Source organism: Archangium gephyra (assembly GCF_049060025.1).
GTDB classification, from domain to species: domain Bacteria; phylum Myxococcota; class Myxococcia; order Myxococcales; family Myxococcaceae; genus Archangium; species Archangium gephyra_A.
In genome coordinates this window covers 5,044,366-5,061,105 of the sequence record NZ_JBMEQQ010000002.1, presented here as the reverse complement: position 1 = coordinate 5,061,105, position 16,740 = coordinate 5,044,366, and the positions used below count along the sequence as shown (strand labels likewise).

The following is a 16,740-nucleotide window of genomic DNA, read 5'->3' as shown; positions in this document are numbered from 1 at the left end:
GCGGATGTCTCCAGCCGATTCCAGTGAGAAGGGCGGACTGCCCCCCGAGTCCCTCCTGGAAGTGCTCACCGACGGGGTGACGGTCTTCGACTCGGACGGGCGCTTCACCTACCTCAACACCGTGGCCGAGCAGGTGCTCGGCTCCCCGCGTGAGCAGCTCCTCGGCCGCAAGGTGGGGGAGGTGTTTCCCGACTTCCGGCAGACGCCGCTCGGCGCGGCCGCTCAACGGTCCCTGACGGAGCGGGTGCCCATCACCCTCGAGGCCTTCTATGCCCCCCAGGGCAACTGGCTCGAGGCGCGCATGGTGCCGCGCGAGGGCCACCTCGTGGTGTTCCTCCGGGACGTGACGGCGCACCACCAGGCGGAGGCGGCCCGGGAGAAGAGCGCCGCCCGGCTCTCGCTGCTGCAGGAGATGACGGCGAAGCTGTCCGCGGCCGTCTCCACCGAGGAGGTGGGGGACGTCCTCCTTCGCGGCGCCATGGCGGCGACGGGCGCGGAGATTGGCTGGGTGGGCCTGGTGGAGCCGGAGGGCCAGGCGCTGCGGCAGGTGGCCTGCGCGGGAGTCCCTCCCGAGGTGAGACGCCAGTACGAGCGGCTCCCGCTCGACGTGGCGCTCCCCCTCACTCGGGCCTTCCTCTCCGGGGAGCCCGAGTGGCTGGGCTCGCTCGCGGACTACGAGGAGCGCTATCCGCACCTGCTGGAGTACGTGCGTGCCTCCGCCCGCCATGCCAGCGCCTATGTGCCCATGCGCGCCAAGGACACCTCCCTGGGCGCCATCACGCTCGCCTTCGTGGAGCCCCGCGTCTTCGACGCGGATGACCGCGGTTTCATGATGGCGCTGGCGCACCATGGCGCGCTCGCGTTCGACCGGGCCCGGCTCTTCGACCGGGAGCAGGCCGCGCGCGCCGAGGCCGAGTCCCATTTGATGGCGCAGGTACACGCGCGGCGTGAGCTGGAGGCCGTGGCCTGGCGGCAGCGCTTCCTCTCCGAGGCCAGCACGCTGCTGGCCGGCTCGCTCGACTACACCACCACCATGGAGAGCCTGACGCGGCTGGTGGTGCCCGAGCTCGCGGACTGGTGCGGCGTGGACGTGCTCACCGCGGAGGGCCGCGCGGAGCACCTGGCGCTGACCCATGCGGAACCCTCCCTTTTGGAGAGGGCACGCGAGGCCATGCGCCACAACCCCATCGACCTGTCGGCCGAGCACGGGGCGGGCAAGGTGCTGCGCACGGGCCAGCCGGAGTGGATCGCGGACATGTCGGACCAGCGGCTCGCCGCCATTGCCCGGGCCACCCCGGTGGTGCCGCTGCTGCGGGAGCTCGGCGTCCGCTCCTATCTCTGCGTGCCGCTGGTGGCGCGCGGCCGGGTGCTCGGCTGTCTCACCCTGCTCCAGTCCGGGAGCGGCCGGAGGTACTCCGAGGCGGACCTGCGGCTGGCCGAGGAGCTGGCGCACCGGGCGGCCCTCTGCGCGGACAACGCGCGCCTGTACCGCGAGGCCCAGGAGGCCATCCGCCTGCGCGACGAGTTCCTCTCCATCGCCAGCCATGAGCTGAAGACGCCCCTCACCTCGCTGCGGCTGCAGCTCTCCCTGCTCGAGCGGCTCCTGCGGAAGGACGCGCTGGCGCAACTCGGCGGCAAGCTGGAAGGTGCCCACCGCCAGGTGGACCGGCTCGCCAGCCTCGTCACCACGCTGCTCGACGTGAGCCGCATCGCCACCGGCCGCATCAGCCTGGAGCTGTCCGAGGTGGACCTGTCGCTCGCCGTGCGCGAGGCCCTGGAGCGGTTGCGCGAGGTGTTCACCCAGGCCGGCTGCGCCGTGACGTTCCAGGCCCGGGAGCCCGTGGTGGGGTGGTGGGACGCGCTGCGGGTGGATCAGGTCATCGTCAACCTGCTCACCAACGCGGCCAAGTACGGACAGGGCCGGCCCGTCACCGTCACCGTGGAGGCGGAGGGCGAGTGCGCCCGGCTCATCGTGCGGGACGAGGGCATCGGCATCGCCGCCGAGGCCCAGCCGCGCCTCTTCGGGCGCTTCGAGCGCGCGGTGAGCGTGCGGCACTACGGCGGCCTGGGACTGGGGCTCTACATCAGCCGGCAGATCGTCGAGGCCCTCGGCGGACGGGTGAGCGTGGACAGCCGCCCGGACAAGGGCGCCACCTTCACGGTGGAGCTGCCACGGGGGGGGCCGCGCTGCTGACGGTGGCCCGGAGGGCCTGGGCCTTGCGGACGAAGCCGGACAGTCCGAGGGCCTGGGCGTTCTCCTCCAGCACCCGCAGCCGCTGCCAGGCCAGGGGGAGCCGGCCCCAGGCCACCTCCGCCTCCGCGAGTGCCAGCCGGGCCTCGTACTCCAGCGGGACGAGCCCCTTGCGCCGCGCCTCGGCGAGCACCGTCTCCAGCCGCTTCACCGCCTCGCCGGGCCTGCCCGTCGCGGAGAGCACCCGCGCCGCCACCAGCGCCGAGCCGAGCCGCGTCTGGACGTGCTGGCTCCGGGTGGCGAGGGCCTCCGCCCGGGCGCTCGCCTCGCGCGCCAGGGCGGGTTGGCGCCGGGCCAGGTGCGCCAGGGCGAGGGCCGTGTGGGCCTGGGCCGCTCCATCCGGCAGCCCCAGGCCGTGCAGCGTCTCCGCCGCGGCCCGCAGCGGCTCCAGTCCGGCCTCAGGCCTGTCCTCCTCCACCGCCAGCAGCCCGAGCGCCACCTGTGTCTCGGCCACCTCGCTGCGGCCTTCCAGCTTCCGGCGCAGTTTCAGTGCCTCCTCATATTGGCCGCGCGCGCGCACCAGGTTCCCCTCCAGCAGCGCCACCGTCCCGTCGCCCTGGAGGTGGTAGGCGATATAGCGGTCATCCTGCGTCTGCCGGGAGAGGGCGAGCCCTTCCGTGTAGTGCCGCCGCGCCTCCTCCGGGTGGCCCTCTTCCAGCGCGAGGTTGCCCAGCGTCCACAGCCCCACCTGCAGGGCGTAGCGGTAGCCCGTCTCCCGGCTCAGGCGCACGCCCTCCTCTCCGGATTTGCGCGCCCGGGCCAGGTCTCCGCGCATCAACCGCAGTTGGGCCAGGTTGGTGGCCGTCAGCCCCTCGTAGCGCCGGTCGTTGATCTCCCGCTCGATGGACAGCGCCTCCTCGAAGAGCGGCTCGGCCTGGACGAGCCGGCCCTGCATGAGCAGGGTGTCTGCGATGTTCTGCAGCGCCAGGGCCACGCCGCCCCGGTGGTTGATGTCCTTCCAGATGCGCAACGCCTCGGAGAAGACGCGCTTGGCCTCCTCGTAGTTGCCCTCCTCGTAGGCGATGTTGGCCAGCCGGTTGAGCGTCTGCCCCTCGGAGCCCGGATCCCCGGCCTCGACGAAGATGCGCAGGGCCTGCTGGCAGGCGGTGGTGGCATCCGGGGGGTTGCCCAGACGCAGCAGGGCGTTGCATTGCGCCAGACGGGCCCGGCCCACCAGCAGGCGAGAGCCCCGCGCGGTGCCCTTCTCCACCGCGCTCGCGGCCAGGGGCAGCACACCTTTATAGTCGGAGAGGCTGTGGCGCACCTGGGCCTCGGCGAGGTCGATGCGCCCGTCGCCGGAGGCGGGCGGGGCCATGCGGCCGCGAAGCTCGGCGAGGGTGGCGAGCGCGTCGCGTCCCTGGCCTCCGGAGGACTGGGCGCTGGCGAGCCGCAGGCCGTGGTCGAGGTTGTCCGGGAAGAGGCTGGAGAGGGTGCGGTAGTTGTCCACCGCCCTGGCCCAATCCTTCTCCATCTCGTGGACGCGGCCCTCCACCAGCAGTTGCTCCTCGCGGGACAGGCCCTTGGCGAGCGCGAGCGCCCGCTGGGCCGCCTCGAGCGCACGCGTGTCGTAGCCGAGCACCGCCCACGTCTCCGCGAGGGCGGAGTGGGCCAGGGCGAAACGGGGGTCCGAGGCGATGGCCTGGGTGAAGAAGTCCCGGGCTGTCAGGGGCTCGTAGGAGCGCAGCCGGGCGAGGCCCTCGGCGTAGAGGCGCAGCGCGGTGGCGTTGGCGGGCCGCGCGCCCGTGATGCGCCCGGTGTCCGCCGTCGTGCCGTGCGGGCCGAGCTTCCCCCGGAGCTGGTCGCCCATGCGCGCGACGAGCTCGAGGATCTCCGCCTGCGTCCCCTTCTCGCTGAGCATGGCCACCTCCTCACCGCTGGAGGCGTCCTGCAGCCGGAGGACGAGGCTGAGCTTGCCTCCCGTCTCCTCCGGCAGCGCCAGGTAGGAGCCGAGCACCACGAGGTCCACTCCCAGGTGCTCGCGGATGCGGGCGAGCGTGTCGGGCGCCAGGCTCTCGCTGTCCGTCAGGGACAGCTCCTGCTTCATCCGCACGACGGTCTCGCCCGACACCAGGCGCAGGTCCTCCCCCGCGGCGAGCCTCGGCGGTGAGCATCTCGGAGAAGGCCGTGGACAGCCACGCGGCCTCGGCCCGTCCGTTGAGGTTCTTGAAGCCGAGCACCGCCACCGCGCGGCGTGGCTTCACCTTCCGTTCCTCCGTGCTGGTGGGAGCGGGGCTCTCGGGGCTCCACTCCGGGGCCGGCCCTGTCCGCGCCGCGTAACCGCCCAGCGCGGCGAGCAGGAGCCCGCACAGCGCGATCAGCACTCCGCGGATCCGGCGCTCCTTCCTGGGCGCGGCGGGCACCGTGGGAATGGCGGGCAGCGAGGGGCTCGAGAGGGTGACGCGCCGGGCCTTGGCCGTGTCCATGGGCGCCATCAGCGGCGCCTTGCCCACCACGCCCACCTCGCACACCTCCACCGGCTCCTCCACCCCGGCCAGCAGGTAGAAGCCATGGGCGCGCCAGGACAGCCCGGGTCCCACCCCGCTGGTGCCCACGACGGCGCGGCGGGCGATGTCGAAGGCGGCGCGCGTCATCAACGTCTGCCCACCCTGGGCCAGCGGCATGATGCGCGCGGCGATCAGCTTGGTGAGTCCCTCCACGTCCACGGGCTTGGCGCCCTGGGCCACCAGGTGGGGCGGGTTCTCGCGCAGCACCACCTCGCCCAGGTGGATGCCCGCACGCGCCTGGAGCCGCACTCCCTGCTCCCGCTCCAGCAGGGCAAGCCGCTCGTGGTAGGCGAGGGCGTAACGCGTGGCTTCCACCGGCCGCTCGAAGAGCAGCAGGAAGCCGTCGGTCTTGTCGATCTCCTGCCCGCCGTGCAGGTGCAGCAGCTCGCGGGCGAGTTGATCATGCCGGGCGAAGAGCTCGGCGGCGCGCGCGTCGCCCAGGGACTCGACGAGCCGGGTGCTGTCGGTGAGGTCCAACAACAGCACGGTGCGGATGGCGACGCTCGGCTCGTCGAGCGGACGGGGCACCCCGCTGGGCTGCACGAGCGTGCGGACCACCTCGCGGGCGCTGGTGAAGCGCTTGCGCGGGAGAGGATCCATGCAGCGGCGGATGACCACCTCCCAGCGGTGGGGCAGTCCCAGCCCCTCCGCGGACGGCGAGCCGCGGCGAAGCTGCTCGAGCAGGGTCATCGTCTCGGACTCGGGCGAGGACAGCGCGCCCGCGAGGAAGCTCGAGCAGGACGAGGCCCAACGAGTAGAGGTCCGAGGCGCCCGTGGGCACGGAGCCCTGGTGCCGCTCGGGTGCCAGATGGGGGGCGGTGGCCGGCGGGGTTCCGGCCTCCCAGGCCCACGCGGGCGCGGCGAGGATGGCGCGCGTCCCCTCCGGTGCCGGCATGAGCATCACCCGGGCGCTGCGGAGATCTCCGTGGACGAGGCCCGCGTCGTGCAGTGTGGCCAGGCCCTCGCAGAGCTGGCGGGCCAGGGGCAGCGCCTCCTGGGGCGAGAGTGGACCGCGCTGGCGCAGCCGCTCCTCGAGGCTGTCGCCCTCGAGCAGCTCCGTGGTCAGGAAGGGCTGCTCCACCCCGGACGTCTCGTCGTGGTGGCGGCCCACCTCCAGGATGCGCTGCACGTGGGGACTCACCACGTCCCGGGCCCGGTGCAGCTCGCGCTCGAGGCGCTCCAGCGTCTCCCGGTCTCCGCCGCTCGTGCGGACCAGCCTCAGCGTGACGCGCTGCTGGCGTTCCACATCGAGCGCCTCATACGTCTCGTCCCGCCCCACGGGGGTGATGGATCGCAGCAGCCTGTAGCGGCCCACGAAGAGCCGCTCGCTACCAGAGGAGGTCATCGGAGCCATTCCGGACACCGGGGGGGGAACCGGGCCGGATTGTGCCACACGCCATCCGGGAGGTGAGCCCCGTACCGCGTCATGAACAGGGCGCTACAGCCAAATGGCTGAAGGGAGACGTTGTAGGTGGAATTCCCTCACGTGCGTGGGTCTTCTCCGGGCAGTCACGACTCCTCCTTCGGGCTGCCGAGCACGAAGAGGAGCACCCAGGGAAAGCACGCGAACAGCGGGAAGAAGATGGAGACCAGCAGTCCGGGCAGCACGGAGTAGCCCTTGTCTTTCGAGAAGCTCATGCAGGCCCAGGCGAAGAGTGCCCACCCGGCGTACCCGAGCGGCTTGTCTATCCCCACCCCCATGAAGGACATGTAGTAGAGGGCCAGGCCGGCGGCGATGCCCACCCTGACCTTGTGCTTTCGCCACCAGCGCTGCTTCGGCGGGCGGGAGCTCGCGGGTGGATGGCGCTCGAGGAACTGGCGGACGGCGTACTCGGGCCGGGTGACCACGAGACGCTGCTTTCCGGCCTGGAGCGTGACGTCCTGTCCGGTGAGCCCGCGGAGTGGGCGCTCGGTGGACGGCCAGAACCTCCCACCCCGCGCGTGGGTCAGCTCCCGCAGGGCCTGGGTGTACTCATCGGGAGGCAGCAGCCGCAGGTGCTCCACCACGGCCTCCAGCCGCCGCAGCTCCGAGTCCTGGGGACGACGGGCCTCCAGGCCCACGAGGCTCCGGCAGAGGTCGAGGAGGGTGCGGTGGCGCGCTGGGAGGAGGGCGACTCCGTGGGGCCCGAACACGCCCAGGCCCCAGCGCCTGGGCGCTTCCGAGTCCCCCCGGGGGACGTACGCCAGGTGGGTGACCACGTCGTGCACCTGGGGCTGCTCGAGCCGCGGGTGTGCGCTCCGGACGCCGAGCCGGATCAGCGAGGCCAGGGTCTCGGAGTAGGAGAGGGAGAAGAGGGTGAGCCCCTTCCGCTTCACGCGGACGCCGATCCACCCGGGAAGCAGGGTGATGGCCGCGGGCTCGAGAGCGGCGAGGGGGAGCTGGACCGGCTCGCCGAACCAGGGTTGCCAGAGCAGCCGCTTCGGGGTGAGCCAGACCTGGCCGGGCGAGGGCCAGGAGAGCATCCAGTCCTCGAAGAGCACGGGGTCTTCCGCGTCAGGCGGCCGGGGCGGGAGCGCGAGTGCCAGTGCTTCCAGCGCGTCCAGCGCTTCCACGAGAGAAGCCCCGTCGTGGGGGGAGGCTTGCGCGAGCCGTTTGCCGGCCAGGGCCTCCAGCTCCGCGCGCAGGGAACGCAGCTCCTTCAGGACGCGCAGCCCCGGATGCTCCTGGGGCCACTGCTCCCGGCTGGCGCGGTGCTCCACGTAGGTGAGCACCTCGGAGAGCTTCGCCTCCTGCTCCCGCGTCTCCTTCAGCAGCTCCGGTCGGCTCCTCAGTGCGCTCTGCCATTGGAAGGAGGCGAGGTGCCGCGTGAGGAGGGTGTAGCGCTCCCGGGCCCGCTCGATGTGCTCCCACCGGCCTTCGAGCTGGCGGCGCAGGGCCTCGAGCGGTGGGGACAGGGGCGCGGACATTCCGGAGATTCTGCCATACGTACGGACCCGCATTGGCGGGCGGGGAGGGCTCTCCTATGCTGCCGGGCCCATGAAGGTCGCGCTGGTCGTGATGCCGCTGGCGGCGGTCCACCGCCCGAGTCTCGCCGCGGGCCTGCTCCAGGCGGCGGTGAAGGCCCGGGGCATCGAGTGCCAGACGAAGTACTTCAACGTCACCCTCTGGAAGATGCTGGGAGCGGAGTCCTACCGCTTCTTCTGCCATGAGGCGCCCATGACGGCGCTGGCCGGGGAGTGGGCCTTCGCGCAGGCCTTCCACGGGCGGCGCGAGGGAGCGCGGGAGGCGTACGCGCGAGAGGTGTTGGACCATCCGGTGTGGGGAATGCCCGCCGCGCCGCGCGAGCACATCTGGGCCCTGGAGGAGGTGGCGCCCGCGTTCCTGCGTGTCGTCTTCGAAGCCTGTGATTGGGGCCAGTACGAGCTGGTGGGCTTCACCAGCACCTTCGAGCAGACGATGCCCTCGCTGTGCCTGGCGCGGATGATTCGCGAGCGCTATCCGAAGGTGAAGCTGGTGGCCGGCGGCGCCAACTTCGAGGCGGGCATGGGCCGGCAGTACATGGAGCAGTACGGGTTCCTCGACTACGTGGCCACGGGCGAGGCGGACGTCTCCTTTCCCCAGCTCTGCGAGAACCTGCGCGAGGGCCGCGGCGAAGTGCCTCCGGGCTTCCTCTACCGGGAGGGCGGCGAGGTGCGCGAGTCGCCCCGGCGCAAGGAGCCGGGCTACGCCCACCTCGACGCACTGCCGACGCCCGACTACGAGGACTTCTTCCACCTGGTGCGCACGAGCGCCCCGGAGCTGGCGGCCGGAATGTGGCTGCCGCTGGAAGCCTCGCGCGGCTGCTGGTGGGGAGAGCACTCGCACTGCACCTTCTGCGGCCTCAACGGCGAGGCGATGACCTTCCGCCGCAAGAGCTGGCGGCGCGTGGTGGACGAGCTGGAGGAGGTGGGCCGGCGCCATGGCGCCACGCCCGTGCAGTACGCCGACAACATCCTGGCGATGGACTACTTCAAGGACCTGCTGCCCCACTGGGCGGGCCAGCCGGTGCGCACGGAGAAGTTCTTCGAGATCAAATCCAACCTCAAACGCCGCCAGGTGCGGCTGCTACGGGAGGCGGGCATCACCCGGGTGCAGGCCGGTGTGGAGACGCTGGCGGACGGAACGCTCAAGGTGATGCGCAAGGGCGTGTCGGGCGCGCAGAACGTGGCGCTGCTGCGCTGGTGCCAGGAATCCGGCGTGGACTCGCTCTGGAACGTCATCTACGGCTTCCCCCGCGAGGACGTGGACGACTACGCGCGCACGCTCGCGCTCCTCCGGAAGATGGCGCACCTGCGGCCCCCGGACATCTGCTCGCCCATCCGCATGGACCGCTTCAGCCCCAACCACGCGGGTTGGAGGGAGCAGGGCTTCACCGGCATCCGGCCCATGCCGGCCTACCGGCACGTCTTCTCGCTGCCGGAGGAGACGCTGCACGAGCTGGCCTACTACTTCGATTACGAGCACCCGCGCTTCCACGAGGTGCTCGCCCGGGGCGCACAACTCCACTCCTTTATCCTCCAGTGGCAGGAGCGCCACCGGCGGCGGGACAACGGAGAAGCTCGCCGTGCGGCCACACTGGCAGGGCGGCTTCGTGCTCGTGGACAGCCGCTTCAACGTCGCGCCCGCCAGCGAGCGTCTGGCCGAGGCCACCGTGTCGCTGCTGCTGGCGTGCGATGCGCCCACTTCACGCGAGCAGGCGCTGCGGACGGCGGCGGAGGCCACCAGCGCCTCGAATGCCAGGGCCCTGGAGGGAGAGCTGTCCCGGCTGCTCGAGCGGGGCATCATCGCCAGCCTGGGCTCGCTCCTGGTGACGCTGGCGATGCTTCCGGAAGAACTGCGGACGGAGCGGCTCGCGAGAGCCCACTGACAATCAAAGGGAGGGGAGATGTCGAAGCAGACGAGATACCTGCTGACGGTGGATTCGGCGACGGGAGCGGCCGTGAAGCTGGAGCGCGTGGGGGAGGCGGGAGACCTGACCGAGGTGCCCTTGAGCACGCTCTCGATGGCGCCCCCGGCCGGAGTGGGGCCTCCGCCCATGCCCCACCCGATGATGAACTTCATGGCCGTTCCGCAGATGCCGGCCATGTTCCCCTTCCTGGTGCCGGCGTATGTCTGTTTCATGGGCATGCCCGTCCCCATGCCGGTCGCGAGCTTCGCCCCACCGGGGGCTCCCGTCGCGAGCATGGGCATCACCGGACCTGGCGCGCCCGGGGGGCCCGGGACGTATGCGGCGTTCTCTGGCCCTGGCGCACCCGGAGGCCCCGGGGTGTATGCGACGCTCTCGGGCCCTGGAGCGCCCGGCGCGCCGGGAGGACAGACCTTCGCGCAGACGCAGGGTCCTGGGGGACCCGGTGTCACCACCACCGCGACGCAGGGACCCGGCGCACCGGGCGGTCTGACGGGCGGTACACAGGGACCGGGGGGCACCTCTGGCGGTGGAGAGGGGGAGCTCGCTGTAGGCTGGGCGCGTGGACCTGAACGCCGCCGCCCGGAAACTCCAATCGCTCCGTTCCTCGATGACCGGTCATACCGACCGGAGCGAGGAGCAGCGCATCCTCGAGCTGTTCTCCGGCGCGACCGGCGCCGAGCTCAACTACCTGCTGAGCAACGTGGACCTGGACGCGTTGCTCGGTGACGTGGATGACCGGGTGGTGGGCCCGGACAACCTCACCGCCTTGCTGGAGCTGCTGTGCGTGAAGCGGGCCTCCGAGCTGGGCCTGCCCGTCCGCGTCGCGCTCATCGCCGCGCTCCAGAAGGGAGACACCCACGGGCTGGCCGAGCGCATGGTGCGCGCCCTGTTCCTCGGGTTGCGCGGCCGCGAGCTGTCCGAGTTCAAGAACCTGCTCGATGGCCGGGGCCACTCCCACGACTTGCAACAACTGCTCTTCCACGATGTGGACGACGCGCGCATCCGGCAGGACATCCTCACACACATCCAGCGGGAAGCCGCCGCCGCCCCGAGTGGCGAGAACAAGGTGCTCAGCGACATCGACGACACCTTCCTGGCCAACTGGAAGGACGCGCGCTACCCGCCCAAGACGGTGTACCCCGGTGTGCTCCAGTTCTACCGCGAGTTGGACCGGGGGCCGGGCACCATCCCCGGGCGCGAGGGGGACCTCACCTTCATCAGCGCGCGGCCGCAGGATCCGCTCGGCCTCATCGAGGACCGGACGCTGGCCACGCTGCGCGAGCACGGGGTGTCGTCGGCGGTGATGCTTTCGGGGGCATTCACCCACCTGCTGGGCAACTCGCGCATCGCCGCCATGAAGTTCGAGAACTTCAGCCGCTACGTGCAGCTCTATCCCGAGTATGGCTTCGTCTTCACGGGCGACAGCGGCCAGGGGGATGTCGCATTTGGTGAGAGGATGCTGGCGGAGCACCCGGAGTCGGTGCGGGCCGTGTTCATCCACGATGTGATCGACACCCCCGAGCCCGTCCGCATGACGTGGCGCGGCAAACGCATCTTCTTCTTCGACACCTATATAGGGGCCGCGGCGGAGGCCTTCGAGGTGGGGGTCATCGCCCGGGACGGAGTGGCCCGCGTCGCTCGCGCCGCCCGGGAAGAGCTGGCGCGCGTGCCCTTCGCCTCCGACCCCCAACGTCAGTCCCGTGTGGCAGAACTGGAGCGTGATCTCCGGCGCGCCGAGGCCCTCACGGGCTCCAAAGCCTGACATGAAAGTATTCATGCCACATCGTTTCCCGAGATGAATGGAAGCGCGTGGAAAGTCGTCATTCCAGCACTGTCGGCCTCTGCGGGGCTGGCGGCTTGGTTCGCTTAAAAGAGTGATTCATTTCTTGGGTGGAACTGGTGTAAAAGTCCAATGACGGTCCTGCATCGTCAGTAGGAAGCCAGGAGCGCACTGCCGAATGCGAAGCGGTGAGGGAGACCTCGCCGTTCCTGGTGCAGGCCGGTCTCCAATGGAGAACTGTGATGCGCCCGAACGAGAACAGAGGGGGGACGAATGCAAACTGAGACCCTGAAGAGGAGCTGTAGCGGCATCCGTGCACGGATGCTGATGGCGATGAGCGCGCTGTTGATCGCGGCGTGCGGCGGCGAGATGCCGTCGGACGCGGACAGCGCGAAGTCGGACGAGGCGCCTTCCGCGGTGAGCACGCGTGCTCAGGGCGTGGGCAGCACCAACAAGGTGCTCATCCTGGCCAGCACGGTGACCGGTGGCAGCACCAGCCTCGAGGCCACCGCCGCCCGGGCGCAGGGCTATACGGTGGAGCTCGCGAGCGACGCGGCCTGGGCCGCGAAGACCTCGGCGGACTTCGCCACCTACCGCGCCCTGATTCTCGGTGACAACACGTGCAGTGGCGTGAGCCTGATCGCCGCCGCCGTGGCCAACCGCAACGTCTGGGGCCCGGTCGTCGACGGTAACGTCATCCTGGTCGGTACCGACCCCGTGTTCCACAGGGGCCGCGACAACGGCCTGCTCACCATCAACTCCGTCAAGTTCGCCGCCGCTCAGGAAGGCAAGACGGGTATGTACATCAGCCTGAGCTGCTACTACGACGGGGCCGCGCCCAAGACGCCGCTGCCCATCATGCAGCCGTTCGGTACCTTCACCGTGACGGGCGTGGGCTGCTACAACGACGCCCACATCGTGGCCAGCCACTCGGCCCTCACGGGCCTGACGGACGCCACGCTCTCCAACTGGAGCTGCTCCGTTCACGAGGCCTTCGACACCTACCCCGAGGCCAACTTCACCCCGCTCGCCATCGCGCGTGACCCGATGTACGGCTCGCGCTTCCCGGGCTCCAGGGACTTCGCGGACGGCTCGCACGGCGTGCCCTACATCCTGGCCCGCGGCGCGGTGCCCGTGAACTGCGGCGACGGCGTGACGCAGTACCCCGAGCAGTGCGACACCGGCGCCAACAACGGCAAGCCCGGCACCCCCTGCTCCTCCACGTGCCGGCTGAACTGGTGCGGTGACGGCGTGGTGAACGCCGGCGAGCAGTGTGACAACGGCGCCCTCAACGGCTCTGGCACCTGCAGCGCCTCGTGCACCATCGCGGTCCTCAACCGTCCGCCCGAGGCGAAGTGCAAGAACCTGACGCTGTCGGCCAACGCCACCTGCGGCGCCACCGGCTCCATCGACAACGGCTCGACCGACCCGGACGGTGACCTGGTGGGCTGCACGCAGTCCACGTCGGCCTTCGGTCCCGGCACCACCGCCGTGACGCTGACCTGCACGGACAAGGCGGGCCTGAAGTCCACCTGCTCGGCGACGGTGAGCGTGGTCGACGACACGCTGCCGAGCCTGGTGTGCCCGGCCAACGTGACGGCCGAGTGCTCCGGTGGCGCGGCGAGCGCGGACCCCGGCACGGCGAGCAGCTCCGACAACTGCGGCATCCCGTCCGTGGCGAGCAGCCCGGGCGCCGGCAGCTTCCCGCTGGGCACCACCTCCGTCACGCACACCGCGACGGACTACTTCGGCAACGTCGCCACCTGCTCCAACACGGTGACGGTGGCCGACACCCAGGCCCCCGTGGTGTCCCTGGCGGGCTACGCCTCGGTGACCGTGGAGTGCCGCACCTCGTACGTCGAGGCGGGCGCCTCGGCCACGGACGTGTGCTTCGGTGACCTGTCGTCCGCGGTGACCGTCTCGGGCTCCGTCGACACCAAGACGCCGGGCACCTACACGCTGACCTACGCGGCGAAGGACGCGGCCGGCAACGTCGGCACCGCGTACCGCACGGTCACGGTCGTTCCGGGCGCCTCCGGCCTGTGCGAGGACCGGGGCGGCGGCTGGATCCTGACGGGCAGCATGGCGCTGCCGCGGCTGCTCCACACCGCCACCCTGCTGGACGACGGCCGGGTGCTGGTGGCCGGTGGCTTCAACACCACCTCGGAGCTGTACAACCCGGAGACCAAGACCTGGTCCGCCACGGGCAACACCCTGGGCTCGCACCGCGGCCACACGGCCACCAAGCTGCAGGATGGCCGGGTGCTGATCGCGGGCGGCGGCGTGTGCCCCCTCACCAGCGCCACCGCCGAGGTGTACGTGCCGGCCCTGGGCAGGTGGAGGCCCGCGGGCATCCTCAACACCCAGCGCTACCACCACAGCGCGGTCCTGCTGCCCAACGGCAAGGTCCTCGTGGCCGGTGGCCGCACGGGTGAGTACGACAGCGCCACGCTGGCCTCGGCCGAGCTGTATGACCCGGCCACCAACACCTGGTCCTACACCGGCAGCCTGAACACGGCCCGCGCCTTCCACACCATGACCCTGCTGCCTGGCGGCAAGGTGCTGGTGACGGGTGGCAGCGACGCCTCCGACGGCCTCATCTCCTCCGCGGAGCTCTACGACCCGGCCACCGGGAAGTGGACGGCCGCCGCGAGCCTGAGCACGGGCCGCGCTTCCCACACCGCCACCCTGCTGCCTGGCGGCAAGGTGCTGGTCGCGGGCGGCTCGGGCATCGACGTGGCGCTGAGCTCGTCGGCCGAGCTGTATGACCCGGCCACCAACACCTGGTCGGCCACGGGCAGCATGGGCGCGCCCCGCCGGTTCCACACCGCCAACGTGCTCCCGGATGGCCGGGTGCTGGTGGCCGGTGGTTACCACCAGTTCACGGGCATCATGACGGCGTCCGAGCTCTACAACCCGGCCACGGGCACCTGGAGCGAGACGGCGGCCATGAACGTGGACCGCTACAAGCACACCGCCACCCTGCTCAACAACGGCACGGTGCTCGCGGTGGGCGGTGTGAGCAACCACGACCAGGCGTCGGCCGAGTACTACGACCTGTCCGAGCTGTAATCACGGCTCGTCGCCGAGGGGCCGGGAGGGCGGCAGCAGCCCTCCCGGTGATGCAATCCGAGGCGTAACAGGCTTTCATGCAGGGGACGCGAGGCTCTCGAGCCCGCGTCCCCTGTTTCTTTGCGGGTGTGCCTCGGGGGGGGGCACCCGCTCTTCTCGGAAGGAAGTCCGCAGATGTCTCATCGTTCCATGGAGTGTTCGTGGCTGCTGGCGCTCGCGCTGGCGGGGGGAAGTTCCTTGGCCCAGGCGCAGGCCACTCCGGTTCCGGGGTGCCGTCCTCCCACGGTCATCAAGGACGTGGCTCCGGGGGTGCCCAGCTCGTCCCCCATGCATTTCCAGCGGATGGGCACGACGGTCTACTTCGCGGCGAGCGGCGCCACGGTCGGCAGCAACACCGAGCTGTGGAAGAGCGACGGGACGGCGGCGGGGACGGTGATGGTCAAGGACATCCACCCGGGAGGGGACTCCATCCCGGATCTGCTGACCGACCTGAACGGGACGCTGCTGTTCACCGCGGATGATGGCGAGCACGGCGTCGAGCTGTGGAAGAGCGACGGGACGGCGGCGGGCACGGTGATGGTCCGGGAGATCGGCGAGGGGCTGGAGTCCGGTGGCACCACGGACATCGTCAAGCTGGGCGGCAAGGCCTACCTCACCGCCTTCAACCACGAGCAGGGCCGCGAGCTGTGGGAGTCGGACGGGACGTTCGCCGGCACGCGGATCATCAAGGACATCAACCCCGGCCTGCGCAGTGGCCTGGCCGCCAGGACGCTGCGGGTGGCGGGCAACACCCTCTTCTTCTCCGCGGATGACGGCACCCATGGCTTCGAGCTGTGGAAGAGCGACGGGACGGAAGCGGGCACGGTGCGCGTCAAGGACATCGCCCCGGGGGCGCTCAACGCCAGCGTCGGTGACGTGACGGCGGTGGGCTCCACCGTCTTCTTCACGGCCAACGACGGCTCGACGGACAACGAGTTGTGGAAGAGCGACGGGACGGAAGCGGGCACGGTGCGCGTGAAGGACATCTTCGGCAAGCCCTTCCACCCCGCGCCCGAGAACCTGGTGGCGGTGGGCGGCAAGCTCTTCTTCCGTCTCGACAACGAGGTGAATGGCGCCGAGCTGTGGGTGAGCGACGGGACGGCGGCGGGGACCGTGATGGTCAAGGACATCCGGAGCGGAGCGGCGGACTCCTTCCCGGGAGACTTCACCGACGTGGGGGGGACGCTCTACTTCACCGCGGATGACGGCGTCAGCGGGGTGGAGCTGTGGAAGAGCGACGGGACGGCGGCGGGCACGGTGCGCGTCAAGGACATCCGCGCCGGGAGCACGGGCTCGATGCCGCAGTTGCTGACGGCCGGGGGCTCGAGGCTCTTCTTCGTGGCGGACGACGGCTCTGGCGCCACGCTGTGGCTGAGCGATGGGACGGAGGCGGGGACCCGGGCGGTGGACGCCTTGGCCGCCAACAATCCGCAGGCGCTGACGTTCACGGGCGGCACCCTTTACTACTCTGCCGAGGACGCCGCGCAGGGGCGGGAGCTGTACTCGCTGACCCCGGAGTTCTTCGGCGACTGCACGCCGCCGTCCATCACCTGCCCGGGGAATGTCACGGTGGAGGCCACGGGCCGCTCGGGCGCCACGGTGAACTTCGATCCCGCGACGGCGACGGATGAGGGCTCCGCGGCTCCCGCGGTGAGCTACAGCCAGGAGTCCGGGACGGCCTTCCCCGTGAAGGACAACGTGGTGACGGCCACGGCCACCGACGCCGCGGGCAACACCAACACCTGCTCCTTCACGGTGACGGTGAAGGACAGCGGAGCGCCCACCCTGACCTGTCCGGCGGACGTGGAGGCCACCGCCACCAGCGACGCGGGCGCGGTGGTCAACTACGCGCCGGCGCAGGCGACGGACAGCATCTCGGACGTCACCCTCGGCTACAGCACGGCGTCCGGGAGCACCTTCCCCGTGGGCAACAACCGCGTGGAGGTCTCGGCGACGGATGCCTCGGGCAACAGGGCGAGCTGCTCCTTCACGGTGAAGGTCGCCGCGGCGGGCGGCTCCGGGTGCGGCTGCACCTCGGGCTTCTCGGCCGATGCGGCCTGGCTGTTGCTGGGCACGCTCGTTCCGCTGATGGCGCGCCGCCGCCGCACCTCTCCGTAACCCTTCCAGAGCGGCTCACCCGGGCGCCTCACGAGGGCGCCCGGGCAGCCGGGGAGGCGAGGGGGCAAGGCCCCGCTGCTCGAAACC

The 16,740-nt window shown here is 71.0% G+C and carries 8 protein-coding genes; 5 read left to right on the top strand and 3 right to left on the bottom strand.

Annotated elements, in window-relative coordinates; genetic code table 11:
* Positions 1 to 4: 4 nt before the first annotated feature.
* Positions 5 to 2,194 carry a GAF domain-containing protein gene (locus ACN28I_RS22010; RefSeq protein ID WP_420943919.1) on the top strand — a complete coding sequence of 730 codons (2,190 nt, stop codon included), beginning with the start codon at positions 5 to 7 and terminating at the stop codon, positions 2,192 to 2,194.
* On the opposite strand, the gene ACN28I_RS22005 is transcribed toward ACN28I_RS22010, so the two are convergent.
* From ACN28I_RS22005 to ACN28I_RS21995, 3 genes are all read right to left on the bottom strand, one after another.
* A complete protein-coding gene (locus ACN28I_RS22005; RefSeq protein WP_420943918.1) occupies positions 2,157 to 4,319 on the bottom strand; it encodes a tetratricopeptide repeat protein in 2,163 nt (720 codons plus the stop codon). The two genes, ACN28I_RS22010 and ACN28I_RS22005, sit on opposite strands and share 38 nt — an antisense overlap.
* An 836-nt stretch (positions 4,320 to 5,155) precedes the next feature.
* Positions 5,156 to 6,100, bottom strand: coding sequence for a protein kinase domain-containing protein (locus tag ACN28I_RS22000; RefSeq protein WP_420943917.1), 945 nt, complete (start codon positions 6,098 to 6,100; stop codon positions 5,156 to 5,158).
* A 164-nt stretch (positions 6,101 to 6,264) separates the two neighbouring features.
* Positions 6,265 to 7,662 (bottom strand): hypothetical protein, encoded by a 1,398-nt coding sequence (locus ACN28I_RS21995; protein ID WP_420943916.1) that lies wholly within the window; start codon positions 7,660 to 7,662, stop codon positions 6,265 to 6,267.
* 70 nt (positions 7,663 to 7,732) lie between these two features.
* Between ACN28I_RS21995 and ACN28I_RS21990 the strand changes: the two genes are divergently transcribed.
* The 4 genes from ACN28I_RS21990 (at position 7,733) to ACN28I_RS21975 (ending at position 16,653) form a co-directional block, all read left to right on the top strand.
* A complete protein-coding gene (locus ACN28I_RS21990) occupies positions 7,733 to 10,213 on the top strand; it encodes a RiPP maturation radical SAM C-methyltransferase (protein ID WP_420943915.1) in 2,481 nt (826 codons plus the stop codon).
* On the top strand, positions 10,204 to 11,406 hold the full coding sequence (locus ACN28I_RS21985) for a phosphatase domain-containing protein (RefSeq protein ID WP_420943914.1): 1,203 nt from the start codon (positions 10,204 to 10,206) through the stop codon (positions 11,404 to 11,406). The genes ACN28I_RS21990 and ACN28I_RS21985 overlap by 10 nt, the downstream gene beginning before the upstream one ends.
* 291 nt (positions 11,407 to 11,697) lie before the next feature.
* Positions 11,698 to 14,496 (top strand): kelch repeat-containing protein, encoded by a 2,799-nt coding sequence (locus ACN28I_RS21980; protein WP_420943913.1) that lies wholly within the window; start codon positions 11,698 to 11,700, stop codon positions 14,494 to 14,496.
* A gap of 174 nt (positions 14,497 to 14,670) precedes the next feature.
* Positions 14,671 to 16,653 (top strand): ELWxxDGT repeat protein, encoded by a 1,983-nt coding sequence (locus tag ACN28I_RS21975; protein ID WP_420943912.1) that lies wholly within the window; start codon positions 14,671 to 14,673, stop codon positions 16,651 to 16,653.
* The last annotated feature ends 87 nt before the right edge of the window (positions 16,654 to 16,740 follow it).

Bases quoted from the DNA above. Each gene is read 5' to 3' on its own strand.
- ACN28I_RS21980 (WP_420943913.1), top strand. From the start codon at position 11,698: ATGCAAACTGAGACCCTGAAGAGGAGCTGTAGCGGCATCCGTGCACGG.
- ACN28I_RS22010 (WP_420943919.1), top strand. From the start codon at position 5: ATGTCTCCAGCCGATTCCAGTGAGAAGGGCGGACTGCCCCCCGAGTCC.
- ACN28I_RS21995 (WP_420943916.1), bottom strand. From the start codon at position 7,662: ATGTCCGCGCCCCTGTCCCCACCGCTCGAGGCCCTGCGCCGCCAGCTC.
- ACN28I_RS21990 (WP_420943915.1), top strand. From the start codon at position 7,733: ATGAAGGTCGCGCTGGTCGTGATGCCGCTGGCGGCGGTCCACCGCCCG.
- ACN28I_RS21975 (WP_420943912.1), top strand. From the start codon at position 14,671: ATGTCTCATCGTTCCATGGAGTGTTCGTGGCTGCTGGCGCTCGCGCTG.
- ACN28I_RS22000 (WP_420943917.1), bottom strand. From the start codon at position 6,100: ATGACCTCCTCTGGTAGCGAGCGGCTCTTCGTGGGCCGCTACAGGCTG.